Genomic DNA, 26,596 nt, shown 5'->3' with positions numbered 1-26,596 from the left:
CATTGACCGCCCCCCAAGCTCTGCGTAGCCTTGCGCTTTCGAGGTTCTTCGGCGTCTGCCGAAGCTAAGAAGGGAACGCGGTCCAAGCCGCGGCTGCCCCCGCAACTGTAAACGGTGATGAACGATGCAAGGCCACTGCCAGGCGGCGGGAAGGCGCATCGTTGGCCAGTCGAACGACCGGCACGCCGTCAGCCAGGAGACCTGCCTCGGACCTGATTCTCACTACAACCGGGCGGGGTGATCCGGTGGCGAACCTTTCCATGCAGCTGCCTGCGCGGTTCTCGTCCCGTATGCCCGCCACCTTGCCAAAGGGCATCCGATGAAAACACTGGCCAAACTTCCCGTCACCATCGTTACCGGCTTCCTCGGCTCGGGCAAAACCACCTTGCTGCGGCACATGCTGGACAACGCCCAGGGCCGACGCATCGCGGTGATCGTCAACGAGTTCGGCGAGCTGGGCATCGACGGCGAGATCCTCAAGCAGTGTTCCATCGGTTGCACCGAGGAAGAAGCCAGCGGCCGCGTCTTTGAACTGGCCAACGGCTGCCTGTGCTGCACCGTGCAGGAAGAGTTTTTCCCGGTGATGCGCGAGCTGGTGGCCCGTCGCGGCGACCTCGACCATATCCTGATCGAAACCTCCGGCCTGGCCCTGCCAAAACCTTTGGTCCAGGCGTTCCAGTGGCCGGAAATCCGCAGCGCCTGCACCGTCGACGCGGTGATCACCGTGGTCGACAGCCCGGCCGTGGCCGCCGGCACCTTCGCCGCCTTCCCGGACCAGGTTGACGCCCAGCGCAAGCTTGACCCGAACCTGGACCACGAGTCGCCGCTGCATGAGCTGTTCGCCGACCAGTTGTCCAGCGCCGACCTGGTGATCCTCAACAAGGCCGACCTGATCAGCCCGGCAGACCTGGCCAAGGTGCGTCTGGAAGTGGCCGAGGAGCTGCCGCCGGCGGTGAAAGTCATCGAAGCCAGCAGCGGTCGCCTGCCGCTGGACGTGTTGCTGGGCCTGGGCAACGGTTCGGAAGAACACATCGACGGCCGCCACAGCCATCACGACCATCACCACGATGGCGACGATCATGATGATCATGACCACGACGCCTTCGATTCCATCTCCATCGAGCTGCCCCAGGCCGACGAAAGCCTGCTGCTGGACGCCCTGACCCAACTGGTGGTGCAGCACGGCATCCTGCGGGTCAAGGGTTTCGCGGCGATCCCCAACAAACCGATGCGCCTATTGATCCAGGGCGTGGGCACGCGTTTCGACAAGCACTTCGACCGCCAGTGGGGCGCCGACGAAGCCCGTACCACGCGCCTGGTGCTGATCGGCCAGGCGCTGGACGCTGTGCTGCTCGAAGCGCAATTGCGCGCCGCGCTCAGCGTGTAAGCCATGCACCTGCTCAGGACCCAGCCCGGCGGTTTCGTGTCGGATGACAACATTGCCGACCTGGGACAGACCCCCGCCGAGCTGGTGATCCTGTGCAGCGGCGACTCCAGCCTGGCGCTGCTGGCCGAAGCGGCGCAGCAACTGCCAGAGGATTACCCGAGCTTTCGCCTGGCCAACCCGATGCAGGTGCAGAACCATGCCTCGGTCGACCTGTATGTCGACCAGGTGCTGCGCCACGCCAAGGTGATCCTGCTTTCCCTGCACGGTGGCATCGCCTATTGGCGTTATGGCATCGAGCAACTGGTGCAGCTGGCGCAGCGCGGCGTGCAGCTGATCCTGGTGCCGGGCGACGATCGTCCGGACCCGGAACTGAGCGACCTGAGCACGGTGCCCGCCGGCGACCGCGAACGCCTCTGGCACTTCCTGCGCCAGGGCGGCATGGGCAATGCGCTGAACCTGTACCGCTGCCTGGCCAGTGGCTGGCTGGGGCGCGATTACCCTTGGTCCGAGCCGCAGACCCTGCCGCGCACGGCGATCTACCACCCGCACCAAAGCAGCGCTGCCCTCAGCGACTGGCACGCCGACTGGCGGGCCGGCCAGCCGGTGGCGGCGCTGCTGTTCTACCGCTCGCATTTGCAGGCGGCCAACACCGCCTTTATCGATGAGTTCTGCCAGCGCTTGTCGGCGGCGGGCCTGAACCCGCTGCCGATTGCCCTGGCCAGCCTGAAAGAGCCCGGTTGCCTGGCGGTGGTCGAGGACCTGTTGGATGAAGTTGAGGCAGGGGTGATTCTCAACACCACCGGCTTTGCCCAGTCCAGCCCGGAGGCGCCGCACCTGCGACCGTTCCGCCGCGATATCCCGGTGATCCAGGCCATCTGCGCCCAGGACAACGAACCCGGCTGGCGCGCCAGCGAGCAGGGCCTGGGGCCGCGGGACCTGGCGATGCACATTGCCTTGCCGGAACTGGACGGGCGCATCATCAGCCGGCCCATCAGCTTCAAGGACCTGGCCTGGCGCAGCGAGCGCAGCCAGTCGGACGTGGTCTGCTACCGCCCGGCCCCAGAGCGCATGGATTTTGTCGCCGAACTGGCGCGGCGCTGGGTCGATCTGGCCCGGCTGCCGAATGCTGAAAAACGCATCGCCCTGATCCTCGCCAACTACCCGACCCGCGACGGCCGCATTGGCAATGGCGTGGGCCTGGATACGCCGGCGGCGGCGCTGAATATCCTGCGCGCGCTGCACGCCGAGGGTTACCCGCTGCCGGCCGAGTTGCCGGACAGCGGGACGGCGCTGATCCAGCAACTGCTCGGTGGCGTCAGCAACGACCTGGACAGCCTCGACCTGCGCCCGTGCCAGCAAAGCCTGGCGCTGGAGGAGTACCAGGCCATGTTCGACGCGCTGCCCGAAGCCAATCGCCTGGCGGTGACGGAACGCTGGGGCGGGCCGGAAAACGACCCGATGTTCCGCGGCGGGCGGCTGATGATCGCCGGCCTGCGTTTTGGCCTGACCTTTGTCGGCATCCAGCCGGCACGCGGTTATCAGGTCGATCCGAGCGCGGTCTATCACGACCCGGACCTGGTGCCGCCCCACGGGTACCTGGCGTTCTACTTCTGGCTGCGCCAGACCTACGGCGCCCATGGGCTGATTCACGTCGGCAAGCACGGCAACCTGGAGTGGCTGCCGGGCAAGGGCGTCGGCCTGTCCGCAAGCTGCTGGCCGGACGTGCTGCTGGGGCCGCTGCCGAATATCTATCCATTCATCGTCAACGACCCAGGCGAGGGCGCCCAGGCCAAGCGCCGGACCCAGGCGGTGATCATCGACCACCTGATGCCGCCGCTGACCCGCGCCGAAACCTACGGTCCGCTGCGCGACCTGGAACTGCTGGCCGACGAGTACTACGAAGCCCAGTTGCTCGATCCGCGCCGCGCCCGCGAGTTGCAGAAAGACATTCTCAAGCTGGTGCGGGTAACCCGGATCGACCGCGAACTGCAACTGGACGGGCAGCTCGACGGCGAGGCCGACGCGGCGCTCTGGCTGCCGCGCCTGGATACCTACCTGTGCGACCTGAAGGAGTCGCAGATCCGCGATGGCCTGCATGTGTTCGGCGAGTCGCCCGTGGGCCGCCTGCGTATCGACACCTTGCTGGCCTTGCTGCGCATTCCCCGTGGCGATGGCCGGGGCGCGCAGTCGAGCCTGTTGCGGGCCCTGGCCAAGGTCTTCGAACTGGGCTTCGATCCGCTGGATTGTGCCCTGGCCGAGCCCTGGAGCGGGCGCCGGCCACAGGCCTTGCAGGACATCAGCGAGCAGCTGTGGCGTACCGCCGGGGATACGCGGGAGCGTCTGGAGCTGTTCGCCGGGCAGTTGATCGAAGCCGCGCTGTCGGGCGAAGTCGCGCAACTGGACGAGCCCGGCTGGAGCGAGGTCAAGGCGATCATCGACAGCCTGCGCGAAGTAGTGGCGCCGCGCCTGGATGCCTGCGGCCCGGCGGAAATGCGTGGCTTGCTAGCTGCCCTGGACGGGCGTTTCGTGCCGGCCGGGCCCAGCGGCGCACCGAGTCGCGGGCGTCTGGATGTGCTGCCCACCGGGCGCAATTTCTACTCGGTGGACGTGCGCAACTTGCCGACCACCACCGCCTGGCGCATCGGTTTCCAGTCGGCCAACCTGATCCTCGAACGGCACCTGCAGGACCATGGCGACCACCTGCGTCAGCTCGGCCTGTCGGTGTGGGGCACCGCGACCATGCGCACCGGCGGCGACGATATCGCCCAGGCCATGGCGCTGATGGGCGTGCGCCCGGTGTGGGCCACCGGCAGCCAGCGGGTCGACGACTTTGAGATCCTGCCGCTGAGCCTGCTGGACCGCCCACGAGTGGACGTGACCCTGCGGGTGTCCGGGTTCTTCCGCGATGCCTTCGCCAACCTGATCCGGCTGTTCGACGCCGCGGTGCAGGCGGTGGCTGCGCTGGACGAGCCGGACGACCTCAACCCGCTGGCGGCCAAGGTCCGCGCCGAGCGTGAAGCGCTGCTGCAGTCCGGTCTCGATGCCGAGGCCGCGCAGCGCCAGGCCGGCTGGCGGATCTTCGGCGCCAAGCCCGGGGCCTATGGTGCGGGCGTGCAGGGGGCTATCGATGCTCGCCTGTGGCAGAGCCGCGAGGACCTGGCCGAGGTCTACCTGAACTGGGGCGGCTACGCCTATGGCGGCGCCGACGAAGGCACCGCGGCCCGTGGCCAGTTCGCCCAGCGCCTGAGCCAGGTGCAGGCGGTGCTGCAGAACCAGGACAACCGCGAGCACGACCTGCTGGATTCCAACGACTACTACCAGTTCCAGGGCGGCATGCTCGCGGCGGTGGAAAGCCTCAGCGGCGAAAGGGCCGCCAGCTACCACGGCGACCACAGCCAGCCGGACCTGCCGAAGATCCGCAGCCTCAAGGAAGAGCTGAACCGGGTGATCCGCTCCCGCGCCGCCAACCCGAAGTGGATCGCAGGGGTGAAACGCCACGGTTACAAGGGCGCCTTTGAAATGGCCGCCACCGTGGATAATCTGTTCGCCTTCGACGCCACCACCGAACTGATCGACGATCACCAGTACGCCTTGCTGGCCGACGCCTATCTGCTGGACCCGGCGACCCGCGAATTCATCCGGCAGCACAACCCCCATGCGTTGCGCGACATGACCGAGCGCCTGCTCGAGGCCCAGCAGCGCGGGATGTGGCAGGCACCCGGCGAGTACCGCGAGGCCCTGGAAAACCTGCTGCTGGATATTGAAGAAGATGGCTGATGCCCCTATAGCCGCTGCCTCGGGCTGCGATCGGGCCCGCAGGGCCCGCTGGGGCAGGCAACGCGGCCGGTCAGATACCAATGCGTCCTCTGTTTTATGCCGACTGCGTCGTCAATCGCAGCCTGCGGCAGCGGCTACATCGATTGATGTTCGTGCACCCCTTTACCGAGAACCGACATGAGCGATACCCCACATTTCCCGCTGTCTGCCGTGGTTGGCGCCGATGACCTGAAACTGGCGCTGTGCCTGACGGCCATCGACCCGAAAATCGGCGGGGTGTTGATCGAAGGCCCGCGGGGCATGGCCAAGTCCACACTGGCCCGCGGCCTGGCGGACCTGCTGGCCAGCGGGCAGTTCGTCACCTTGCCCCTGGGCGCGACCGAAGAACGCCTGGTCGGCACCCTGGACCTGGACGCGGCGCTGGGCGAAGGCCGGGCGCAGTTTTCCCCGGGTGTCCTGGCCAAGGCCGATGGCGGGGTGCTCTACGTCGATGAAGTGAACCTGCTGCCGGACCATCTGGTGGACCTGCTGCTGGACGTGGCCGCCAGTGGCGCCAACCTGATCGAGCGCGACGGTATTTCCCACCGGCACTCGGCCAGGTTCGTGCTGATCGGCACCATGAACCCGGAGGAGGGCGAGCTGCGTCCGCAACTGCTGGACCGCTTTGGCCTGAATGTCGCCCTGAGCGGGCAGACGCCGCCCGCTGAGCGGGGGCAGATCATTCGCCGGCGGCTGGATTTCGACAGCGATCCCCAGAACTTCTGCCAGCAGTGGGACACCGAGCAGGCGGCGCTGCGCCAGCGCTGCCAGCAGGCGCGGCTGTTGCTGGCGGAGATCGCCCTGGACGATCGAGCGCTGGAGCGGATCACCGAGCGCTGTTTCGCCGCCGGCGTCGACGGCCTGCGCGCGGACCTGGTGTGGCTGCGTGCCGCCCGCGCCCATGCGGCCTGGCGTGGTGCCCGGGCTATCGAGGAGCAGGACATAGACGCCGTGGCCGAATTCGCCCTGCGCCATCGTCGTCGCGACCACCCACCGAGCGCGGCGCATCCGCCGCAGCCATCTCCCACGCCATCCCCGGCCCAATCCAGCCCCGCCGAAGGCCAGGGCCAATGGGGCGAGCTGCCGGCCCAGGCGCTGGCCACCGGCGCCCGGCGTGAAGTGCCGAGCTGGCCAAAAAAGCCCTAGGCATTCGCCCCCGGTCCGACGCGGGGGCGAATGCCAAGTCCCGCGCCGGGCGGTTGGACAAGGGCAGGCAAGGTCGCGCGCGCGCGGCCGTCCACGGCTCGATCAACTGGCCGGGCACCTTGCTTAACGGCCGGCCCCGCCAGCGTGACGACCTGTTGTGGCACCTGCGCAGCCGTTCGCCCCATGAACTGTGGCTGGTGATCGTCGATGCGTCGGCCTCGACCCGCCGCCATCAGGCACTGAGCGATGCCAAGGGCCTGCTGGCCCAGCTGTTCGACGATGCTTACCGGCAGCGCGCGCGCCTGGCCTTGCTGACCGCCAGCGGCCGCGCGCCGAGCTGGCAGGTGCAGGGCCTGAAGGCCTCGAAGGATCTGCGCGACTGGCTCGACGGGCTGGGCGCGGGCGGCGGCACGCCATTGCTGGCGGCCTTGGCCGAGGCAGGGCGGTGGCTGGTCTCGCGGCACAAGCGTTACCCGGCCGAGCAGCAACGGGTACTGCTGCTCACCGATGGCCGGCTCAAGACCTTGCCGCCCTTGGCGCGCCTGGGTTGCCCGACCCTGTTGATCGATATCGAACGCGGGCCGATCCGCCTCGGCCGCGCTCGCGAGCTGGCGCAGCAGCTGGATGCGCAGTACCGGCATATCGACGACCCTTCGCAGCTCCAGCTTCTGTAGGCGCGAGGCTTGCCCGCGATAGCGCTGCACCTGACCCAGCGCAGCGCTTGCATCGCGCGCAAGCTGCGCTCCTACAGGTTTGGCGGGTATCTATTCGGCCAGCGCCCGGCGGTACTGGCGCTGTTCAACTGGTCGAGCAGCAGCGCCAGCCAGGGGCGTACTTGAAGTTTGGGCGCGCGCCCGCGACTCAGGCGATGCATCTGCAGGCGGGCGATGGCCATGGTCGCCAGGGAGGCCAGGGGCTTGCGTTTCCAGCGTAGCGGCGGCAGTTGCGGATGGCTTTGCTGGCCGCTGCGGCAGAGCCGGGGCAGGGCCGGCTCGAGGGCCTGCGCGGTGGCGATGCCGGCCGTCGCGATACCTCTGTCCAGCACTTGCTGCACCACCGGCAGGCGGCATGGATCTGCACCCCGGAAAAACCGGCCTGTTCGGCCAGCCAGGCGCTGTTGGCGAAGTGCTGGATGATCTCGGCGATGTCCTCTTCGCTCATGGGCCTGGGTTCAGCGAACATTTTCGAGAACTGCCCCATGTCCAGGGCCACCACCGGGCCAACGGCTATCGCCGTTACCCATCGCAGACCCTGAAGATCGTCCAGTACGCCCAGCAGGCCGGGTTCAGCCTGGACGAACTCAAGCAGCTGCTGCCGGGCTGCGAGTCGAGTGACCTTGACCATCAGGCCCTGCTGCAAAGCCTCGAGCGCAAGGTCGGGCAGATCGAGGACATGCAGCGGCATCTGGCCCAGAGCAAGGCGCAACTGCTGGAGATCATCGACAACATCCGCGACCGCCCGGAAGGCATGGATTGTTCCGAGAACGCCGAGCGGGTCATGGCGTCGATCAAGGGTGGGGTGTTCTGAGCCGCCTGTGTTTCGGGACGCTTGAAACAATTTGGGCGACCATCGCGGTCGCCCAAAAGGTGTTTCAGGTTTGGCGGATCGAACCGCTTACTGCGGCGTATCGTTGCCTTTGCCCTGAATGTTGCCGGACTGGTCCAACAATACCGGCGTTGCGAGCAGGCCATTGTGGTGCGATGCGCGGTTACTGTACGAGTGGATGAGCCGGCGGATCAGGGCGATTGCCACGCCGAGCATCAGGCCCAATACCAGCGACAGCATGACGATCAGTACTCGCTTGGGCTTGATCGGGCTTACTGGCTGCAAGGCCTTGCGATCGATGGTGACCAGTTTCAGCCGGTCCATATCGATGTTCAGGTTGCGCAGGCGAGCTACTTCAGCCCTGAGCGGAAAGACGTCCTTCAGGAAAATGTCCTCGTTGGAGCGCTTGTTCAGTTCCTGCACCTGGCGGTTGACCTGCAGCATCTGCAGTTCCTTGCCGATTTCGGCGATACGCTTCTCGGTGAAATCGTCAGAGGTGCGTTTTTGCAGGGCTGCGCGCTCGGCCTCGAGGGTTTCATAGCCCATGAAATACAACGGGATGTCCTGAGTGTTGACCTCGGTGCGCATCACCTGGGTCGAGCCGGCGTGGGAGGCGTCGGACATCGAGGATGGCGTGGTTGGCGTGCGGATGCCCATCGACTTGGCGATGGTGATCGCTTCGGCCAGTTCGGCCAGACGATCCTTGCGCTGTTCTTTCAACTGCCCGCGCAAGGCCTTGAGTTCGTCCTCGAGCTGCGCGCGGCGAATATTATCGCTTTCGAGCAAGGCCGCGATTTTCGATTCCTTGTCGGTTTCATAGTTGGAGCGCGCCGCGGCAATCTTGCCTTTGAGTTCATTGAGCCGGTTGTTGACGATGACCTTGAGGTCGGCGCCAATGCGTTCCCGTTCAGCATCGATGGCGTATTCGACGAAACCGTTGAGGATCTCTACCCCGTTGACATCCTTGGGATATTGCATTTCCAGCTTGATGTAGCTGCTCAGGGCGTTGGTGATCTTCGGATCCGGAAGGATCAGATTGATCGAGTCCCGGTTGAAGTCCTCGAAACTCTGTTCGAGGGTTTGCCCAGGGCGTTTAAAAGCCTGGAACAGATCCTGGTGCGAGCGGAAAAACTCCAGTCGTGTTTCATAGGACTCAAGTGCTGCGCCGACCTTGGACAAGGCATCTGCGGGCGGCAGTTTGTAGACTTCCGAGCGATTGAGGGCGTCGAGTTCATTCAGGGCGGCTGGGCGTAATACGCTGCTCACCTCATATACACGGGGAGCCAATAGCGCATAAACCATACCCACCAGTGTCACGGCAACGGTACAACCGATTACCAGCTTCTTTTGCTGCCAGACGGATTGGAACAATGCAAACAGATCAATTTCATCCGCGTCAGCATTCATCTGAGGCCGGGGAACAATATTCAAAATCAGCACACCTCTAATTCATGTGAATCCTAACCCTGTCATGCCGTACCCCAGACGGAGCATGCATGCAGGGCCGCCCCCGTGATGAGGCTCCTTGCCGATGGGCGCCACTCGTTGCCAGAAAAAAACCATGAGATGGGGCTGTTTTCTTGCGAGAGATAGTTGGCAGGCCGCTTTCCGAGCTAGGTCCCGGAAATGGCTGTTTCGATGCCGAGCGCCTTTAACGTAACTCTTGAATCCTGAAGGCACTTTGCCATTGGCGTTGGTGAAGACGTTAAGTGGGCGAATGTTACAGGAATGCTCGGGAGGATAAATATATGAATTTAACCGTACCTTCATAATTCGCCTTATCTATTGCTGTTTGGATAGCAAAGCGGCCTGTTTCCCATATGGAAGTTTATCGGTGCCCCATAAGAGGGCAGGTAGACTTACAAGTTGTGAGTATTTATCTAATAGCCTGGCAGTGGGCCTCAAAAGAATGGGCGATAGAACACCCTGAGGTTTTATTGGTGCTGGCCTGATACAGAGTAGCCGCACCTTGAACGCGAGAGAGGGTGAGCCCCCATGAGTATTCACTCCACGCTCAGCGTCAAAGGCCGCGGCTGCGGGATGGGATTGCGCATCAGCGTACCGACCGTTACCGCCGCCAGCAGCGCCAGCAGGCCGGCCACCCAGAGCACCACACCGAAACCGTCGACAAAGGCCTGGCGGGCCAGCGGTTCGACCAGCCCTTTCGCGGAGTCGGGCAGCAGCGCCAGGGCCTCGGGCATGTCGCCGGCCACCACCCGTGAGGCGATGGCTTGGGCCTGGTCGAGCCATTGCGCGGCGCTCTCGCCCAGGCTGGTGTGCAGGCGTTGCTGGGTATGGCTGCCGAGCAGGGCGCCGAACACGCCGATGGCCAGCATGATGGCGCTGAAGCGCATGGTGGTGCTCAGGCCCGAGGCCATGCCGGCGCGGTTGCGGGGGCACGCAGGCCATGATGTTTTTCTGCGTGTCGCCGTTGAGCAGGCCGGCGCCGGCACCGGTCACCGCGATGGCCAGGGCAAAGCTCAGGTAGCCGCCAGCCTGCACGGCCCAGGCGGCAAGCAGGTTGCCGCAACCGACCAGGGTCAGGCCGGCGGCCATCAAGGTCGCTGGCGCATAACGTGTCGCCAGGCGCACACCAATGCGCGGGCAGATCAGCATGGTCAGGGCAAATGGCAGCATGCCCAGCCCCGAGGCGATCGCCGAGAAGCCCAGGCCGTTCTGCAGGTAGAAGGGCAGCAGGGTCATCATCACCTGGGCACAGCCGGCGTAGGCGAACATCCCCAGCAGGGCACCGATGAAGCGCGGGTGGCGGAACAGCTGCAGGTCGACCATGGGCCGGCGCTGCACCCGCTCGATCAGCACGAACAGCCCGAGCAACGCCACGCCGCCCAGCAGCGGGCGTAGGTCAGCGGGTGGCTCCAGCCGATGCGATTGGCTTCGATCAGGCCCCAGATCAGGCACAGCAGGCTGGCGCTGAAGGCCAGGCTGCCCCAGGGGTCGAGGCGGGCGGCCTGGGTGTCGCGGGACTCGGGTATCGCGCGCAACACCATCAGCACCAGCAGCCCGCCCACCGGCAGGTTGAGGTAGAAGATCCAGCGCCAGCCGATGAACTCGGTGATCAGGCCGCCGACGGTGGGCGCGGCGGTCATCGCCACGCCCATGCAAGCTCCCCAGAACCCCCAGGCCTTGGCCCGTTCGACCTCGTCATGGAAGGTGTGGCCGATGGTGGCCAGGGCCGAAGTCAGCAGCAACGCCGCGCCGACCCCCTTGATCGCCCGGGCGATGTCGAGCAACAGCACGTTGGGCGCGGCGCCACAGCCGAGCGAGGCGAGGATGAACAGCCCGAGGCCGCAGAGCAGGGTGCGCTTGCGCCCGAAGCGGTCGGCCAGGCTGCCGGCCGGCAGTAGCAGCGCGGCGAAGGCCAGCATGTAGGCGCTGACCACCCATTCGATATCGGCGAAGTTGGCCCCCAGGTCGCGGGCGATGCTCGGCAGGGTCACCGCGACTATGTTGGTGTCGAGCACAATCAGCGAGCACACCCCGGAAGCGGTGAGCAGGGTCAGGCGCGGGCTGGCCGGCCTCATGGCTGCACCCGTTGACCCAGCGCGGCGAGGGCGGCCTGGGCGATTTCATCGTCATGGGCCGGGGTGTCGGCGCTGATGCCGATGGCGCCGATCACCTGGCCGTCGACGCGGATCGGCTGCGCGCCTTTCATCATCAGCAGGCCCGAGGTGATGGCCGCCTGGCGCCCGCCGTTGATGGCGTTTTCCAGGTCGCCGGAAGGCCGCTTGAACAATGCCGAGGTCCGCGCCTTGCCCTGGGCCAGTTCGATACCGGCCACCACCGGCGCACCGTCCATGCGCGCGCTGAGGATCGGCCAGCCGCCGTCGTCGACGATCGCCACGGCGCAGGGCCAGCCCTTGGCCGAGGCGGTTTCCTGGGCGGCCTTGAGCAGTTGTTGGGCGGTGGCGAAATTGAGGATTGCCTTCTGGGCAACATCGGCGTCTTTCTCGGCGGCGAAAGTCGTGGGCACGCTGCAGCAAGTGATCATGGCCAGAAACAGTGGTTTGACGTGCATGGCGTGGGCTCTCTACTGTGAAGGTCTGGCCAGCTTATCCCGGGCTTTCGCTCGTTCTGTTAGGCGAGCTGGAGCACTTCATTACCTTTGAGCTAACGCACTTATGGAAATCCGTCATTTCCGCTATTTCCTGGCGGTGGCCCGGCAACGCAATTTCACCCGCGCCGCCGAGCAACTGGGCATCGCGCCGCCGACCCTGAGCCGGCAGATCCAGGACATGGAACAGGCCCTGGGCACCCGCTTGTTTGTGCGCCAGCAGCGCGAGGTCAGCCTGACCGAGGCCGGCGCGGCCCTGGTGCGCGAGGCCGAGGCCACGGTGCGCCAGTTCGAGTTCGCGCAACGTAACGCCCAGCGCGCCGGGCGCGGCGAAATCGGCCATATCGAGCTGGGATACGTGGCCTCGGCGGTGTATTCGGGGCTTCTGCAAAAACAGGTGCAGCGCTTCAGCCAGGATTGCCCGGACGTCAGCCTGAGCGTGCGCGAAAGCCCGATGGCGGCGTTGCCCGGACTGGTGGCCGAGGGGCGGTTCGACATCGGTTACATCCGCTCGCCCATGACCCTGCCTGAAGGGGTGGAGGCGGTCCGCCTGGATGGCGAGGGCTTTGTCCTGGCGCTGCCCGCCGAGTCCTGGCTGGGACGCTTGCCGGAGATCGCCCCGGCCCATCTGCACAACGAGACCTTCGTGCTTCCGGAACAGATCAGCGGCACCTTGCAGGTCGCCGCCGAGGGCGGTTACGCGCCGAAACTGGGGCCGCAGCCCGGCGGCCTGGTGGCGGTGCTGGCCCTGGTCTCCCTGGGGCAGGGGGTGGCCGTGGTGCCGGAATCGGTGGTCGGGCACGTGGGGCTGCCCAATGTGTTGTATCGGCCGATCCAGGGCAGCACGGCTGCGTCCTGGCTGTCGCTGATCCACCGCCGCTTCGAAAAGGCCCCGGCGGTGGCGCGTTATATCGAGCAGGTCAGAGGCACATTGCGGGGGTAGGTGAATGATGCCGGCGATGTGGCGTTCTATCTGTGTTTCTTGCGTCTACGCAATATGACTTGAGACCGTATGGAGTACTCATGGACACATTCAAGCGTTTCAATTTCAAGCTGAGCTTTGATAAGCAGAAGATTGCCCAGGTTACCGAGCAGCAACAAATCGACAGGAGCCTGGCCTTTCTCAAGGCGATAGGCGAGATCGACCCCATTCTCAAGAACTGGTTCTTGTGCGCCGAAGGCAAGGATGACGGCCTGACGCACAATGTGCTCCTCGACCCGAGCAGCTTGCGGCGGGAAATAGCCTCCTGGAAAGACTCGGACTTCGACGTCAACGACATGAGCTTTGTGTTGTGGAACGGGATACCTGATCCGCGGGCTTTCGATCACCTATCACGCCCGAAGCGGCGGTTCGTTGCCCGCGGGCATCGAGTTTTCCGAAGCCGGGACACTGGTCCGTTGCCTGCCGGATCCTCGACAGGGCATTGTCGAGTTGATGAACGCAGCGGTCGATCTCTGGCCGGAAATCTATTGGGGCGTGGCCGCTCCCAACGAGTACTTTCGCAAGCAGCGGGTGTTCCAGGACCGGCAGACCATCGGCTGGATCGGTTATTGCCCGCACCCTCTGTCGGCGGCCGATTTTCCGGAGGTCGCCGAGCTGCGTCCCACTCAATCGAAGGGCACCATCGTCGTTGCCTGCCCCGGCATCATGGACGAGAAGAACGTCCAGCATGTGCAGGTGGTGGGCGACACCGATATCAAGCTGGTGGAACTCGGGCTGTTGCCCGGACGCTATTGAGTCGCACGGGCAGGCTCGCTTTTGCTGGGGCGAGCTTGCCTGCGATAGCGGTGGCCAGGCACCCCGATAAGATCTTGAAATGATTTCCCCCATGGGAAATTCCCCTTGAGGTTGTAGGATTCAAGTCCGTTTTTCTTCACAGGACTTGCATGAACACCCTCTCGGAGCCTCCCAGTCGTCCTTATTCCTGGACGCCTCAGCCTTTCCCCGCTCGATCCGCCTTGCGACGCCTTCCGCCAGTCATAAGGCGCGGCCGTTACCCCGAACTCGCTGTTTTTCGCTGCTCGCCGCCGGTCGTCGCGACCGTTGGGCGCTGGCCTGCGTTTGCCGTTCAAAGGCCTTGTGGCCTTGCCTTGCCGTGCCCGGTTGCCTGAATTTACTGGAGAGATAGAGTCGTTTTTATGGAATGGATAATGGACCCCACGGCCTGGCTTGGCCTGTTGACCCTGATCGTGCTGGAGCTGGTGCTGGGGATCGACAACCTGGTGTTTATCGCGATCCTCGCGGACAAGTTGCCGCCCCACCAGCGTGACCGCGCGCGGATCATCGGCCTGTCCCTGGCGCTGCTCATGCGCCTGGGCCTGCTGGCGAGCATTTCCTGGTTGGTGACCCTGACCGCGCCGCTGTTCGAGGTGTTCGGCAAGAGCTTCTCCGGTCGCGACCTGATCATGCTGTTCGGCGGTGTGTTCCTGTTGTTCAAGGCCACCATGGAGTTGCATGAGCGCCTGGAAGGTCATGTCAGCCAGCGCGCCGGCAATGCCGCTTACGCGTTGTTCTGGCCGATCGTCGCGCAGATCGTGGTGCTCGATGCGGTGTTCTCCCTGGACGCGGTGATCACCGCCGTGGGCATGGTCGACGAACTGGCGGTGATGATGATCGCGGTGATCATTTCCATCGGCCTGATGATCGTCGCCAGCAAGCCGCTGACCCGCTTCGTCAACGCCCACCCGACGGTGATCATGCTGTGCCTGGGCTTCTTGATGATGATCGGTTTTGCCCTGACCGCCGAAGGCCTGGGTTTCCACATCCCGAAAGGCTACCTGTACGCGGCCATCGGTTTCTCGATCCTGATCGAGGTGTTCAACCAGATCGCCCGTGCCCGCCGCAAGAAATCCATGCAGGGCCTGCGGCCGATGCGTGAGCGCACGGCCCATGCGGTGATGCGCCTGCTGGGCGGTCGCCAGTTGGCGGTGGAGGAGGTGGGCGAAGAGATCGCCGACCTGCTGGACAATGGCGAAGCGCCGAGCACCGAGCTGTTCGATCGCCGCGAGCGGGTGATGATCAGCGGCGTGCTGCAACTGGCCGAGCGACCGATCCGCACCTTGATGACGGTACGCGCCGACGTCGACTACATCGACCTGGCCGACGATGCCGAAGCCATCCGCAACAGGCTGATGCATTCGTCCTACTCGCGCCTGCCGCTGATTCGCGACGGCGCGGTGGAAGAGCCGCTGGGCTTCGTGCACAAGAAGGAACTGCTCAAGGAATACCTGGCCGGCAACGAGCCGAACCTGGAACACCTGGCGCGCACGGCGATCAACCTGCTGGACAGCTTCTCGATCCTCAACGCCCTGGAGCAGATGCGCAAAGCCTCGACCCACATCGCGTTCGTGATCAACGAATTCGGCGATTTCGTCGGCGTGCTGAGCATGACCGACATCCTCGAATCCATCGCCGGCGAGCTGCCCGACGCCAGCGAAATCGAAGGCCCGGACATTGTCGAGGAGCCGGGCGGTTTCATGGTCAGCGGCGCCTTGAACCTGGCGCAGATCCGCCAGCGCACCGGCTTCAGCGCCGAGCCGACCGAGGACTACCAGACCCTGGCCGGGCTGGTGATGAGCCTGCTGGACCGCTTGCCGGTGATTGGCGACCGGTTGCAATGGCAGGACTGGACGTTGCAGGTGGTGACGGTGGAAGAGCGGCGAGTGACCCGGGTGCTGCTCAGACCCGCGGGCGAATAGCCGAGGTTGGCCAGTTGCCTGGGTGCGGTCGCCGCTGTTGAAGCCTCGCGTCTATTCCTGCACCATCGCCGCCCGCTTGTTCAATGGATGGAAGAGAAGTATGCGCAAGGTTTGCATGGGCGCGGTACGCGGCAGGGCCGTCATGGGGGGATTCTGCCTGTTTACCCTGGCACTGCTTGGCGGTTGTGATGACCAGGATGAGGCCCCCGCGGTGGCGCACCCGGTGGTGGAAATGGCCCTGCATGAGCCCATTGCCCAGGTGCTCGCCCGGAGCCCGCTGCCGTTTTCCAAGGACTGTCTGAAGCCCGTCAGGATGTGCTGGTATGAAATCGAGCGTTCCAGCAACGACAAGAACCTGCCGGTCGTCCTGATCGGCGGTGGTGAGCATGGGCTCAGGATCGAACAGGTCTCGGACATCAGTACGGTGATCGACGAGGACCTTGGAGATACGGTCAGTAATATCGACATCACGTTGCGAGGCCTGCCGGATAAAAGTCCCTACGCCGAGCAACAGGCTTTCATTCTCCAGCGTATTGCCGAGCTCAAGAGCGCTGGCTGGAAGCGTTACTACCTACCTTCGAACCCGCGGGTTTCCGGCTCCCAGGCCGACAAGATTCCCTCTGGCGACAATGTGCTGGGCCACTCCATGCTCAACCATCCCTGGCTCGACCCGGACTACCCGATACCGCTCGAGCGCTGGCTGCACAACAAGTCCTTCTACAGCTGGTACTTCCATCGGGACGACGCCTACCTGCATGTCTGGTCCTGGTGTTGGGATGACCAGCAGGCACCCATGGAGCGAGCGACCTGTCTGACCACCCTGCAGTTCCAGAGTGAATACGATTTCTGGTTGTCCAGTTTCGAGGAGAACGAGCGACCGCGCTGGAAGGAGCTGATGCCCGCCAAGCTGGCCAAGGACCGGGAGACGCGGCGAGTGGTGGAAGAGCAGTTGCGTGCCGCTGGCATCGAGATCGACGACAGCTACCAGGACCCGCCGATCAAGGCGCTGGCCCCCTGAGTGCCTGCACCGGTGAACGGCGGGGTTACGGGTGAGCGGTATAAAACCATCCTGGCCCGTATGGGGTGCCTGTTACCGCGCCTGTCAGCCTTGGCTCAGCCCGGCTGACGCTGTTTCAGCGCCGCATCCTGGGCATTGAAGGTGCGCGCCGCGGCGGCCACTTCCTTGCGCACGATGGTCTTGCCGATCGGCGCCAGGGCGATGCCCGCCAGCTTCAGGTGCTGGATGCCGAAGGGAATGCCGATGATGGTGATAAAGCACAGCAGCGCCGACATCACATGCCCCAGCGCCAGCCAGATCCCGCCGAACACAAACCACAGCACGTTGCCGATCACCCCCAGGCCGCTGGTGCCGATATCGTCCTTGTTGTTCAGCTCGCGCCGGCTGATCGCTTCCTTGCCGAACGGAAAGAACGAGAAGGCCCCGATCACGAAACAGGCCCGGCCCCAAGGGATGCCGACGATGCTGATAAAGGCCAGGATGCCCCACAGCCACCAGCACAGGCCCATGAAAATGCCGCCGAGGATAAACCAGAGAAAATTGCCGATGGCGCTCATGTGAAGCTTCCTTGTTTGAACCGTGAAGGGTATTGAACAGGCCCCGTTCGAGGCCCGTGCAGGTATAGACGCTTATTCCTTGCGCCGAGTCAGGCCGGAGACGATCGCCACCAGCAACAGGCTGATGCCCCAGCCGATCAGGGTTTCGAGCCAGATCAGCAGACGGATGCCGTGGCCCCATTCGAGATTCTTCAGTTCATCCCAATAGCTGGGGAAAGGCGTTGGAGTGATAGGTCCCCAGTCCTTCTCCTGCTGCAGATCGACCAGCGACAGCAGGATGTCCAGCGAATAGGCGCCGGGGCTGAAACCGGTGTACTCACCGCGCAAGGCCTTGCAGGTGTACCAGTTGCCGATATCGGAAGGCAGGTCCTGTTTAGGGTGCTGCTGCTTCCAGGCCTCGCCGTATTCCGCGGTACAACTGGAGTAGGTCTCGTTCTGGAACACCAGCGGGTTGCTGGGGGCGAAGACTTTGTGATTGACGGCGGCGTACCAGTAGACGCTGGTGAACAACAGCCAGATGCCCAGTATCCAGGCCAGCAGCCGCATGGGGCGATAGCCGTAGCCGGTGAGGGCGCCATAGAGCACATGGGGGACTTTGCCGAGCCAGCGGGTGCCCCATATCCAGTTGGCCGTGCGGTGGCCCACCATGCCGACCTTGCGTAGGCGCTGTTCGAAAGCAATGCCGACCTCGCGTGCCTCTTCGAAGTGGCCCATCTTTTCAAAGACGTGCTTCAGCTGGAGCCAGGGCTGTGGCAGGAATCCGCTGTCGGCGCCTTTGAGGCCGTCGTCACCGGTGCTGGATGGCAGCTGTGAGTCGAGCCAGGCGATACGATCCTTGGCCCTCAAGGGGGAATCGGTGGTCAGGAAGTCGTAGGTAAAACCGTTAAGGCCCAGCTCCTTGCCCCAGGTCTTTGAGTCGTCGCTCAAGGTCCTGACGTGAGAGCCGCTGAAAGCCGCGTTTTGTAAAGGATGTTCCAGATGGGTGAGCATCAGTGTTTTACCGACGATCATGTTTTGCGCGAGTAAGGAAAAGCCGCCGTTGCCATCCAGATGATGTGAACCTTTCAGGCTCAGTTGTCCGTCGATCTGCGCGGCTGTGAGGCGCACGGTTCCTATGGAGTGGAAGCCGGTAGAGAGAAGCACACTGCCACTCACACGGGCTTTGTCAGCATTCAAGGCAATGCCGGTGGTGGCGGTAAAGGTGCAGTTCGAGCACTTCAAGCCTTTCATCGTCGCGCTGTTCAATCGCACTTCACCCAGAGACTTGAACCCTTCGTCAAAGATGATGTTTGCGTCGATTACACAGCGGTCTGCCTCCAGAGCATTGTTCCCCAGACCATCGAGCTGAGCTGCGCTGAATATCAGCGACCCCGCGATTTTTGCTCCGATCAGGCAAATGGTGCCCTGGGAATGGAACGCTTTCATCTGGACCGATGAGCACACGCGAAGAGACTGGGCCGCAACGCCGGAAAACTGGCTGCTGCTCAAATCAAGCCAGCCGTCGATCACCGTGTTTTCAAGCCGCAGGTCCTTGTCGCACAGACAATGGGTCAAGCTGACGTTGGTGGCGATCGTGGCGGAACTGAGATGCAGGGAGCCCTGGATGAATGCGCCTTCGAGGTGAACCCCATTCAGATCTATTGGGTTCTTGTCATCGCCGCCCAGTATCAGGAACCTCAGGAAACTGGCGCGAATGGTGTTTTCCGCCGTGCCGGCTACAGGCCTTTGCTTGGCGATACTGAACCGCGCTCCTGTGGCGCCGTATGCCAGCAATTTTTTTTCCACCGGGTTCAAGGGCAGGTAGTGCTGGAGTACCCGATCGGCTGTAAGCGTCATGCTTTTCACTCCTGAACAGCGCTGAGTTCAGCGGGAGTCGGCGCTTGTCTGAGGCGGCAACCAGCGAGGAGGGGCAAAGCGTGAGGCACGAGCGGGAAACGCATAAAAACTTCCATGTAGGGTCGTCGGGCGGCAAAGGGCTGGCAGTATGCCATTGGCTTGCCGTCCCGACAAAAGCACAAGCCCCTGCTCCTGCAAGGGCTGTTGCGGGTGCTTCAGGGATCGACCTGCGCCATCAGTTCCGGCACCGACTCGGGGCGTTTGGCGTAACGCTGGGCCAGCACCGCGCAGACCATCAGCTGGATCTGGTGGAACAGCATCAGCGGCAGGATCAGCACGCCCATGGTGCTGCCGGCGAACAGCACCTGGGCCATGGGCACGCCGGTGGCCAGGCTTTTCTTCGAGCCGCAGAACAGGATGGTGATGCGGTCTTCCTGGTTGAAGCCGAACAGCTTGCTCAGCAGGCTGGAGGCCAGCAGCGCCAAGGCCAGCAGCACGCAGCAGGCCAAGACCAGCCCGCCCAGGTTCCACAACGGAATCTGGTGCCAGATGCCTTCGTTCACCGCCTCGCTGAAGGCGCCGTAGACCACCAGCAGGATCGAGCCCTGGTCGACGAACTTCAGCCAGTTTTTGTTGCGGCCGACCCAGGCGCCGATCCAGCGGCGGGCGATCTGCCCGGCGATAAAGGGCAGCAGCAATTGCACGCTGATCTTGACGATGGCATCCACGGTCGAGCCGGCATCGCCGTGCACATTCAGCAGCAGGGTCACCAGCAACGGCGTGAGGAAGATCCCGAACAGGCTGGACGCGGCCGCGCTGCAGATCGCCGCCGGCACGTTGCCCCGCGCCAGCGAGGTGAAGGCAATCGCCGACTGCACGGTGGCGGGCAGGGCGCAGAGGTAGAGCATGCCCAGGTACAGCTCGTTGCCGATCAGCGGCGACAGCAGCGGCTTGAGCGCCAGCCCGAGGATCGGGAACAGCACGAAGGTCAGGCTGAAGATCAGCAGGTGCAGGCGCCAGTGGCCGGCCCCGGCGATGATTGCCTCGCGCGACAGCTTGGCGCCGTGGAGGAAGAACAGCAGGGCGATGGCGGCGTTGGTCAGCCAGCCGAAGCCTAGCGCCACCTGGCCGCTGGCGGGCAGGAAGCTGGCCAGCAGCACCACGCCGATCAGGGTCAGGGTGAAATTGTCGGGCAAAAGACGTGAGCGACTCATAACGGGATCATCCAGGGGTTGCCAGGGCGGTGGGCCGACTCTAACGTGATGGCGGACTGCCGACTAACGCCAATGAGCCAGTAAATGCCGCCTAAAGGACATGAAAAGATCGTCCGCCGCAGTATTCCCGGTCTGCCGAGCCTGCCTCGACCGGTGTACGGGCGCACCGAATCCCTGCCCAATCGGGCGCTGACCCGGCGCCACAGCCACCCCTGGGTGCAATTGTCCTACGCCATTCAGGGCGTGCTGGAAGTGCAGACCAGCGCCGGGCGTTTCATCGCCCCGCCGCAACGGGCGGTGTGGATTCCTGCTGGCATGCCGCACAAGGTGTTCAGCTCGCCGCGCACTGAAATGCGCAGCCTGTACCTGGATTGCCGCGTCACTGCCTGGGCCGGCGAAACCTGCCAGGTGCTGGCGGTGAGCAGCCTGCTGCGCGAATTGATCCGCGCCTTCAGCGAGCTGCCGGTGGAATACGCCGAAGATGGCGCCGACGGCCGCCTGGCCCAGGTCCTGCTGGACCAACTGGCCGCCGCGCCGCAACTGGACCTGATGTTGCCGCTGCCCCAGGACCCGCGCCTGCGGCAGATCTACCGCAGCCTGCAAGCGCACCCGGACCAGCCGACCACCCTGGGGCAGTGGAGCGAAAAGCTGGGGGTGACGGAGAAAACCCTGAGCCGCCTGTTCCTGCACGACACCGGCCTGACCTTCCGCGCCTGGCGCCAGCGCCTGCGCCTGCTGGGCGCCCTGACGCCCCTGGAGAACGGCGAGCGGGTGACGGACGTGGCGCTGGCCTGCGGCTACGATTCGACCTCGGCCTTTATCGCCGCATTCCGCCTGCAGTTCGACGTCACCCCCGGGGAATTCTTCCGCCAGGCCTGATCATCGCCTGTGGCGCGAGGTTTGCCGGCGATAACGCCAGTGGCCGCGCCCTCAACCTTGCCCCCGTCATCAGCGCGAACGGCCACCTGGTCATGCAAAAAACCTAAGCCGGCGTCAGCCGCTCGGCCTTGGACGGCGCGGCCACAGCCAGTGGCGCGAAGCTGTGGGGCTGGGCCATGTTCCACATGCGTGCGTAGAACTCCGAACTGATGGGGCGTTGCAACAGCTCGCCGGGTTCGAGGAACACGTGGATCTGCGAGAACAGCCGGACCTCGGTGGTGGTCAGGCGCCGCACCAGGTGCTTGGCCTGCAACTGCGCCGGGTGGTCGAGGCCGGCGGCGCTGAGCATTTCGCCGAGGGCGACCAGGGTGTTGCGATGGAAGTTGTGCACCCGCTCGGCCTTGTCCGTGACCTGCAGCGCTTTCTGGCGCAGCGGGTCCTGGGTGGCGACGCCGGTGGGGCATTTGTTGGTGTGGCAGCTTTGCGACTGGATGCAGCCGATGGCGAACATGAAACCGCGCGCGGCGTTGACCCAGTCGGCGCCGATGGTCAGCACGCTGGCGATGTCGAAGGCACTGATCACCTTGCCGCTGGCGCCCAGCTTGATCTGCGAGCGCAGGCCGGCGCCGACCAGGGTGTTATGCACGAACAGCAGGCCCTCGCGCATGGGCATGCCGATGTTGTCGGTGAACTCGCGAGGCGCGGCGCCGGTGCCGCCTTCCTTGCCGTCGACCACGATAAAGTCCGGCTGGATGCCGGTCTCGAGCATGGCCTTGACGATGGCCATGAACTCCCAGGGATGACCCACGCAGAACTTGAAGCCCACCGGCTTGCCGCCGGACAGGTTGCGCAGCTTGACGATGAACTCCAGCAGTTGCATGGGCGTGCTGAACTCCGAGTGCCGCGCCGGCGACACGCAGTCATGGCCCATCTGCACGCCACGGGTCTTGGCGATTTCGGCGGTGACCTTGTGCTTGGGCAGGATGCCGCCATGGCCGGGCTTGGCGCCCTGGCTGAGCTTGATCTCGATCATCTTCACTTGCGGATGGCTGGCCTGCTCGGAGAAGCGCTGGGCATCGAAACGGCCGTCCAGGGTGCGGCAACCGAAGTAGCCGCTGCCGATTTCCCAGATCAGGTCGCCGGCGAATTCCTGGTGATAGGGGCTGATGCTGCCTTCCCCGGTGTCGTGGGCGAAGCCGCCGAGCCGGGCGCCTTTGTTAAGGGCGCGGATGGCGTTGGCGCTCAGCGCACCGAAGCTCATGGCCGAGATGTTGAACACCGAGGCGCTGTAGGGCTGCAGGCAATCCGGCCCGCCTACCACCACGCGGAACTGGCTGGGGTCACAGGCATCGCCCGGGACCATGGAATGGCTGATGAATTCGAAGCCGGGCTGATAGACGTCGGCCAGGGTGCCAAAGGCCTTTTCCGCGGGCTGGTTCTTGGCGCGGGCGTAGACCATCGAACGCTGCGAGCGGGAGAAGGGCAGCTTCTCGTCGTCGCCTTCCAGCAGGTACTGGCGGATCTCCGGGCGAATCGACTCGATCAGGTAACGGATATTGCCGATGATCGGGTAGTTGCGGCGCACCGCATGGTGGCTTTGCAGCAGGTCGTTGAGGCCGACCAGGCTGAGCACCCCGGCCAGCACGATCAGCCCCTGGCCCCAGGGGCTGGCGGGCCAATACAACAGGCCGAACAAGGTAAGGGCAAGGCAAAGGATCAGGGTCGCGTAGCGACTGAGCAGCGATATCTTCATGGTCGTTCCTTGGGCAAATCGCAAGACATGGGTTCAGGCGGGCAGGGCGGGCTCAATCCGAGTTGCGGATCTGCCGATAGCGCTCCTGCAGCTCCTGGCGCTGCTGTTTGCGCAGCAAACCCTGGGCGTAGCGGCGTTGTTCGATGGCGGTTTCCGGCACGAAGGCGCGCACCGGGTGCGGGCGCCCGTCGGGGTCGACGGCGACCATAGTGAAGTAGCAACTGTTGGTGTGGCGCACCGTGCGTTCGTGGATGTTCTCGGTCATCACCTTGACCCCGACCTCCATCGAGGTGCGCCCGGTGTAATTGACCGAGGCGAGGAAGGTCACCAGTTCGCCGACATGGATCGGCTCCTTGAAGATCACCTGGTCCACCGACAGCGTGACCACATAGCGCCCGGCATAGCGCTTGGCACAGGCGAAGGCCACTTCGTCGAGCAACTTCAGCAGGGCGCCGCCGTGCACGTTGCCGGAGAAATTGGCTTTGTCGGGCGTCATGAGCACGCTCATGCTCAATTGATAACTGCCTGGTTCCATGGGTGACCTCATCAGTAATCGATGCTGTCCGGATAGGCAGGCTAGAGCCCCCGCGGACAGCATTTGGCTGGAGATCGGAGGGTAATAAGAAGTCTTGATAGTTAGCTAGCTATCTTTTGCAATGAGCTGTTGTGGGGATTGCAATAATGAGTGGGGAGGGGGGATACCTAGCGCTTGTTATTCAACGGTGAGTCGCTTTGGTTGCAGTCAGGGCTAACAACCCTGCCGAGCTCACTCGTATGGGGAGCAGATTCGTTCAAGCCTATCGGCAATACCGCGAACTCTGTAGCCGCTGCCGCAGGCTGCGATCGGGCGCTTGCGCCTGCCAAACCTGATCCACGACTTGAACGATGGGGGCGCTACGGTAATGACTGTTTCTTTGCATGACACCGCCCTGTAGGAGCGAGCTGGCTCGCGATAGCGTCCGTGCTCGCGCTGCCGTTTTTTGGACGGTGTCATAGGTCGCCAAAAAAATTGAATGCAGGGTCAATAATGATAGCGACGGATGGCTTGTTCAAGACGGAATTCCGTCTTTGGAGGATTGTCCACGAGCCGCGCAACAATGAAGAGCTTATCGACATCATCGACCATGTGTCGCATGTAACAGTTGACCATTCGATAGCGTTCTATGGCGAAATAGGTGTTCATTATTTTGATTTTTTCGTCCATATCACCGTCATCGCCTACGTTGCCAGCACCTGGCCCGAAAACATTGTGGCTTTCAAACAGTAGGTAGCCACCCGGCTTTAGAAACGACACCAGGCGCTTCATGTAGTTTTCAAACCCCATATTGAGGTTGCCATCAATGGTGTGATGATTGGAAAACGACAGCACCACATCAAATTTTTTATCTGTGGCAAATACCGAAAAATCGCTTTCTATAAACTCTATATTGTCGCGCTTCAAATAACGCGCGGTATCCTTCGCCACTTTATTGAGAAAAGGGTTGAGTTCGACGGCTGTCACGGATTTCGCCAGTCGCGAACAATAGGCTGAGACAAAACCGCAGTTGCTGCCGATGTCCAGTACGTCAGCGCCCTTCAATTCTTCATCGATGGCGTATTGCTTGAACCGAAAACCCGTAGGCTTCAGGCCTGTGATTCCCAGTTCTTCCAAGCCCTGATAGAAATATCCTTGGCTGTATTGTTGCTTCTTTGGCCAGTTCTTCTGCTGCTCCTTCAAATGCCCTCGCAAACGCTTCTGGATGAAAAGCGTGCCTTTGAAGAGCCCCTTCCAGAAATCAAAAAATGAGAGCCTGACGCTGTATGGAATTTCCATTGATAACCCTGAAATAAGACGTCGATACTGGTGAACCTTCCAGACTATCGGCCGCAGGTGGATTCACATTAGGCGTGCACGGCGTTGCTGGATCGGCTGACACACCACTGCCGCATCGTCGAAACGGGCAACGAGTCCTACCGCCTGCAACACAGCAGCTTGGTCGCCCAGACAAAGATCAAATCACGACATATCCATTCCTGCGCACGGCGGCTTATGGTTTCGCCCTTACGGCCATCCCTTTCAAGGTCTTTTCGTTTTGGCAGCCTTGATGACTCTATCTGTTGAAACGTGGGCATGCACCGCAGTCCCTTGAACCCATGCCTTGGGTTTGGGCACCTTGGGGACACGTTGGCTTTTGGTGACTCGCTTGGGTTGGATGTTCTTGGCTAATTCCAACAAGCGCTGGGCCAGTTTTTCCATTGAGACAATCGGTAGGTATTCGACGGGCAGAGCGATCTGCATGCCCTCATATCCAGCTCTGGCCTGGATCGCCAAGTGATAGATCGAAGCCTCCCAACCCTCGGGCTGAGTGTCTCGATGAGCGTGTTCGACGCTGCGCTTGAGCAAGGCCAGTACGTTGTACGCCAGCACGGCAGTGGTGAACCCAAGCAAGGCCGCTCGTGGACTGCCGAGGGTTTCAATTTCACTTTCCAGAATGGCTTCCAGTCGCTGAAACATTCCTTCAATGCTCCAGCGACGGCGATAGAAGTCCGCGATCTGCGGTGCGCTGATGCTCTCGGGCAGGTTGCTCCAGAACATCAAACGGCTGTCACCTGAGTCGTTTGGCGAATGGAGCGTCAATTCGATGCGTCGCCACTGATGTCCCCCTCTTACCTCAATGCTTTGCTCACGCACGGTACCTGTTGCAACAGGCAAAGATGCTTGCCACTCACCCTCTTGAATCAGGCGCGGGTGCTTGGCCTGCTGGCGAATGACAAATGACGTTTTCACCTGTTCACAGGCCTCCATGACAGGAAGCGTGCAGTAGAGCCAATCAGCGATCCAAACCTGATTTGCCTTGGCATCGGCCAGCAGTGGCAACACGCAGACTCGCTCGCTTGCATAAGCGTCTTCGCAGGGTTGCAGGTCAATGACCTGATCCAGATCGGGATCGTAGACCACGACCGAGAACCCGGGACGAGCCGCTCCTCGCTCGTGGCGTAGTGCTCCAAGGCGCTTTTCGGTGGAAGCCAAGTGGCTGCCGTCTACCACCCGAACCTGCCAATCGGGAAGCATGGCTGAGCCCCCCAACTCCTTGATCGTCGGAGCCAGGCGCTGCGCGCAACCTGTGACCAAGGCACGCAACAGAGCCGGTTCGGTACGGCTGACCTTGTCGTAAAGGGCCGCCAGGCTAACCGGAAGATCCTCCAGTTGCCTGGCTGCGGCATGTAGTGACGGCTTCAAGCCCAATGAAACAAGGAACATGAGTTTAATGATGGTTGAGAACAACAATTCGCGGGAGTACTGCCGTTGCCGGTGTTCTTCGAAAACCTGATCGACCCACTCCGGCGCAATGGCTTGTTCCAAGGCAAGTTTGGCCATAACGCTGGCAGGTGTTTTTTCTCGAATCGCGCTACAGGGCGTTCTCAATCAGGCCAGCCAAATGACGGCTGACACGAGGCTCAACATCGCCTGATAGTTCCTGGCCCGTCGCTCATATCGGGTCGCTACCCGACGGAACTGCTTCAACTTCAAGAAGAAACGCTCCACCAGGTTGCGCGCCTTGTACAGATGCCGATCCAGTGTGAGAGGGTACAGACGATTCCTTTTGGATGGGATCACGGCCTCAGCCCCTCTACACTGGATCGCATCGACGAAGGCGACGCAGTCATAGCCTTTGTCGGCCAATATGGCTTCG

At 63.1% G+C, this 26,596-nt stretch carries 21 protein-coding genes, 3 pseudogenes and 1 riboswitch; of the genes and pseudogenes, 11 read left to right on the top strand and 13 right to left on the bottom strand.

The annotated features are described in order from the left end of the window. Positions 1-24 precede the first annotated feature (24 nt). A riboswitch (cobalamin riboswitch) is annotated at positions 25-224 on the top strand. A gap of 95 nt (positions 225-319) precedes the next feature. The 4 genes from cobW to CRO75_RS20790 all read left to right on the top strand — a co-directional run bounded on the left by cobW (position 320) and on the right by CRO75_RS20790 (position 7,023). Next, positions 320-1,387, top strand: coding sequence for a cobalamin biosynthesis protein CobW (cobW, locus tag CRO75_RS20805; protein ID WP_097137809.1), 1,068 nt, complete (start codon positions 320-322; stop codon positions 1,385-1,387). Between the two features lie 3 nt (positions 1,388-1,390). Next, entirely contained in the window at positions 1,391-5,164 is a 3,774-nt protein-coding gene (cobN, locus tag CRO75_RS20800; protein ID WP_097137807.1) for a cobaltochelatase subunit CobN, read from the top strand. 177 nt (positions 5,165-5,341) lie between these two features. After that, positions 5,342-6,349 (top strand): ATP-binding protein, encoded by a 1,008-nt coding sequence (locus CRO75_RS20795; RefSeq protein ID WP_097137804.1) that lies wholly within the window; start codon positions 5,342-5,344, stop codon positions 6,347-6,349. Between the two features lie 53 nt (positions 6,350-6,402). Further along, positions 6,403-7,023 carry a VWA domain-containing protein gene (locus tag CRO75_RS20790; protein WP_177409770.1) on the top strand — a complete coding sequence of 207 codons (621 nt, stop codon included), beginning with the start codon at positions 6,403-6,405 and terminating at the stop codon, positions 7,021-7,023. A 90-nt stretch (positions 7,024-7,113) separates the two neighbouring features. Here CRO75_RS20790 and CRO75_RS33615 read toward each other — a convergent pair. Next, positions 7,114-7,576 (bottom strand): annotated as a pseudogene (locus CRO75_RS33615) (hypothetical protein); the annotation flags it as partial. Here CRO75_RS33615 and CRO75_RS33025 point away from each other — a divergent pair. Beyond that, positions 7,475-7,876 (top strand): MerR family DNA-binding protein, encoded by a 402-nt coding sequence (locus CRO75_RS33025; RefSeq protein WP_345789169.1) that lies wholly within the window; start codon positions 7,475-7,477, stop codon positions 7,874-7,876. The pseudogene CRO75_RS33615 and the gene CRO75_RS33025 overlap by 102 nt on opposite strands. 87 nt (positions 7,877-7,963) lie before the next feature. Here CRO75_RS33025 and CRO75_RS20775 read toward each other — a convergent pair whose 3' ends face one another. The 3 genes and pseudogenes from CRO75_RS20775 to CRO75_RS20765 form a co-directional block, all read right to left on the bottom strand. Then, a complete protein-coding gene (locus tag CRO75_RS20775; protein ID WP_239990618.1) occupies positions 7,964-9,301 on the bottom strand; it encodes a Wzz/FepE/Etk N-terminal domain-containing protein in 1,338 nt (445 codons plus the stop codon). Positions 9,302-9,897: 596 nt separating this feature from the next. Next, a pseudogene (locus CRO75_RS20770) lies at positions 9,898-11,436 on the bottom strand (MFS transporter). Continuing rightward, positions 11,433-11,930, bottom strand: coding sequence for a heme-binding protein (locus CRO75_RS20765; protein ID WP_007930475.1), 498 nt, complete (start codon positions 11,928-11,930; stop codon positions 11,433-11,435). Before CRO75_RS20765 ends, CRO75_RS20770 begins: the two are co-directional and overlap by 4 nt. A gap of 103 nt (positions 11,931-12,033) precedes the next feature. Between CRO75_RS20765 and CRO75_RS20760 the strand changes: the two genes are divergently transcribed. Then, positions 12,034-12,909 (top strand): LysR substrate-binding domain-containing protein, encoded by an 876-nt coding sequence (locus CRO75_RS20760; protein WP_009044452.1) that lies wholly within the window; start codon positions 12,034-12,036, stop codon positions 12,907-12,909. 26 nt (positions 12,910-12,935) lie between these two features. On the opposite strand, the gene CRO75_RS33285 is transcribed toward CRO75_RS20760, so the two are convergent. Beyond that, complete coding sequence (locus tag CRO75_RS33285; protein WP_239990617.1) at positions 12,936-13,169, bottom strand: hypothetical protein; 234 nt, start codon at positions 13,167-13,169, stop codon at positions 12,936-12,938. A gap of 232 nt (positions 13,170-13,401) precedes the next feature. Between CRO75_RS33285 and CRO75_RS33280 the strand changes: the two genes are divergently transcribed. The 3 genes from CRO75_RS33280 (at position 13,402) to CRO75_RS20745 (ending at position 16,683) form a co-directional block, all read left to right on the top strand. Beyond that, entirely contained in the window at positions 13,402-13,704 is a 303-nt protein-coding gene (locus CRO75_RS33280; protein ID WP_239990616.1) for an Imm52 family immunity protein, read from the top strand. A gap of 401 nt (positions 13,705-14,105) precedes the next feature. Next, complete coding sequence (locus CRO75_RS20750; RefSeq protein WP_097137802.1) at positions 14,106-15,665, top strand: TerC family protein; 1,560 nt, start codon at positions 14,106-14,108, stop codon at positions 15,663-15,665. Between the two features lie 100 nt (positions 15,666-15,765). Next, complete coding sequence (locus CRO75_RS20745; RefSeq protein ID WP_092421096.1) at positions 15,766-16,683, top strand: hypothetical protein; 918 nt, start codon at positions 15,766-15,768, stop codon at positions 16,681-16,683. A 95-nt stretch (positions 16,684-16,778) separates the two neighbouring features. Here CRO75_RS20745 and CRO75_RS20740 read toward each other — a convergent pair whose 3' ends face one another. The 3 genes from CRO75_RS20740 to CRO75_RS20730 form a co-directional block, all read right to left on the bottom strand. Further along, positions 16,779-17,240 carry a YccF domain-containing protein gene (locus tag CRO75_RS20740; RefSeq protein ID WP_009044436.1) on the bottom strand — a complete coding sequence of 154 codons (462 nt, stop codon included), beginning with the start codon at positions 17,238-17,240 and terminating at the stop codon, positions 16,779-16,781. Positions 17,241-17,312: 72 nt separating this feature from the next. After that, complete coding sequence (locus CRO75_RS20735; RefSeq protein ID WP_097137800.1) at positions 17,313-19,076, bottom strand: hypothetical protein; 1,764 nt, start codon at positions 19,074-19,076, stop codon at positions 17,313-17,315. Positions 19,077-19,291: 215 nt separating this feature from the next. Then, entirely contained in the window at positions 19,292-20,290 is a 999-nt protein-coding gene (locus tag CRO75_RS20730) for a bile acid:sodium symporter family protein (protein WP_097137798.1), read from the bottom strand. A gap of 84 nt (positions 20,291-20,374) precedes the next feature. On the opposite strand from CRO75_RS20730, the gene CRO75_RS20725 reads away from it, so the two are divergent. Beyond that, entirely contained in the window at positions 20,375-21,169 is a 795-nt protein-coding gene (locus CRO75_RS20725; protein WP_097137796.1) for a helix-turn-helix transcriptional regulator, read from the top strand. A 103-nt stretch (positions 21,170-21,272) separates the two neighbouring features. Here the strand turns inward: CRO75_RS20725 and CRO75_RS20720 are convergent, their stop codons facing one another. From CRO75_RS20720 to CRO75_RS20710, 3 genes are all read right to left on the bottom strand, one after another. Then, the gene (locus CRO75_RS20720; protein WP_097137794.1) at positions 21,273-22,922 is read right to left on the bottom strand and encodes an FMN-binding glutamate synthase family protein; all 1,650 of its coding nucleotides are present in this window, start codon (positions 22,920-22,922) and stop codon (positions 21,273-21,275) included. Between the two features lie 52 nt (positions 22,923-22,974). Then, positions 22,975-23,457 carry an acyl-CoA thioesterase gene (locus CRO75_RS20715; RefSeq protein WP_009044429.1) on the bottom strand — a complete coding sequence of 161 codons (483 nt, stop codon included), beginning with the start codon at positions 23,455-23,457 and terminating at the stop codon, positions 22,975-22,977. Positions 23,458-23,943: 486 nt separating this feature from the next. Then, a complete protein-coding gene (locus CRO75_RS20710) occupies positions 23,944-24,735 on the bottom strand; it encodes a methyltransferase domain-containing protein (protein ID WP_007930528.1) in 792 nt (263 codons plus the stop codon). A 78-nt stretch (positions 24,736-24,813) separates the two neighbouring features. Here CRO75_RS20710 and CRO75_RS33275 point away from each other — a divergent pair. Continuing rightward, positions 24,814-25,023 (top strand): annotated as a pseudogene (locus CRO75_RS33275) (ATP-binding protein); the annotation flags it as partial. Here CRO75_RS33275 and CRO75_RS20700 read toward each other — a convergent pair. Further along, a complete protein-coding gene (locus tag CRO75_RS20700; RefSeq protein ID WP_097137792.1) occupies positions 24,979-26,280 on the bottom strand; it encodes an IS4 family transposase in 1,302 nt (433 codons plus the stop codon). The pseudogene CRO75_RS33275 and the gene CRO75_RS20700 overlap by 45 nt on opposite strands. 48 nt (positions 26,281-26,328) lie before the next feature. Then, positions 26,329-26,596, bottom strand: a 268-nt coding sequence (locus tag CRO75_RS20695) for a transposase (RefSeq protein ID WP_143503985.1), incomplete at its 5' end; no start/stop codon positions are given.

Origin of the sequence: Pseudomonas sp. LAMO17WK12:I10, from assembly GCF_900215185.1 — a bacterium.
Taxonomy (GTDB): Bacteria; Pseudomonadota; Gammaproteobacteria; order Pseudomonadales; family Pseudomonadaceae; genus Aquipseudomonas; species Aquipseudomonas chlororaphis.
This window is presented reverse-complemented; position numbering and strand designations above follow the sequence as displayed.

Excerpts from the sequence above, each read along its gene's own strand:
- CRO75_RS20745 (WP_092421096.1), top strand. The coding sequence starts at position 15,766 with ATGCGCAAGGTTTGCATGGGCGCGGTACGCGGCAGGGCCGTCATGGGG.
- CRO75_RS20710 (WP_007930528.1), bottom strand. The coding sequence starts at position 24,735 with ATGGAAATTCCATACAGCGTCAGGCTCTCATTTTTTGATTTCTGGAAG.
- cobN (WP_097137807.1), top strand. The coding sequence starts at position 1,391 with ATGCACCTGCTCAGGACCCAGCCCGGCGGTTTCGTGTCGGATGACAAC.
- CRO75_RS20740 (WP_009044436.1), bottom strand. The coding sequence starts at position 17,240 with ATGAGCGCCATCGGCAATTTTCTCTGGTTTATCCTCGGCGGCATTTTC.
- CRO75_RS20730 (WP_097137798.1), bottom strand. The coding sequence starts at position 20,290 with ATGAGTCGCTCACGTCTTTTGCCCGACAATTTCACCCTGACCCTGATC.
- CRO75_RS20700 (WP_097137792.1), bottom strand. The coding sequence starts at position 26,280 with ATGGCCAAACTTGCCTTGGAACAAGCCATTGCGCCGGAGTGGGTCGAT.
- CRO75_RS20750 (WP_097137802.1), top strand. The coding sequence starts at position 14,106 with ATGGAATGGATAATGGACCCCACGGCCTGGCTTGGCCTGTTGACCCTG.
- CRO75_RS20725 (WP_097137796.1), top strand. The coding sequence starts at position 20,375 with ATGCCGCCTAAAGGACATGAAAAGATCGTCCGCCGCAGTATTCCCGGT.
- CRO75_RS20795 (WP_097137804.1), top strand. The coding sequence starts at position 5,342 with ATGAGCGATACCCCACATTTCCCGCTGTCTGCCGTGGTTGGCGCCGAT.
- cobW (WP_097137809.1), top strand. The coding sequence starts at position 320 with ATGAAAACACTGGCCAAACTTCCCGTCACCATCGTTACCGGCTTCCTC.
- CRO75_RS20735 (WP_097137800.1), bottom strand. The coding sequence starts at position 19,076 with ATGACGCTTACAGCCGATCGGGTACTCCAGCACTACCTGCCCTTGAAC.
- CRO75_RS20715 (WP_009044429.1), bottom strand. The coding sequence starts at position 23,457 with ATGGAACCAGGCAGTTATCAATTGAGCATGAGCGTGCTCATGACGCCC.
- CRO75_RS20775 (WP_239990618.1), bottom strand. The coding sequence starts at position 9,301 with ATGAATGCTGACGCGGATGAAATTGATCTGTTTGCATTGTTCCAATCC.
- CRO75_RS20765 (WP_007930475.1), bottom strand. The coding sequence starts at position 11,930 with ATGCACGTCAAACCACTGTTTCTGGCCATGATCACTTGCTGCAGCGTG.
- CRO75_RS33280 (WP_239990616.1), top strand. The coding sequence starts at position 13,402 with ATGAACGCAGCGGTCGATCTCTGGCCGGAAATCTATTGGGGCGTGGCC.
- CRO75_RS20720 (WP_097137794.1), bottom strand. The coding sequence starts at position 22,922 with ATGAAGATATCGCTGCTCAGTCGCTACGCGACCCTGATCCTTTGCCTT.
- CRO75_RS20760 (WP_009044452.1), top strand. The coding sequence starts at position 12,034 with ATGGAAATCCGTCATTTCCGCTATTTCCTGGCGGTGGCCCGGCAACGC.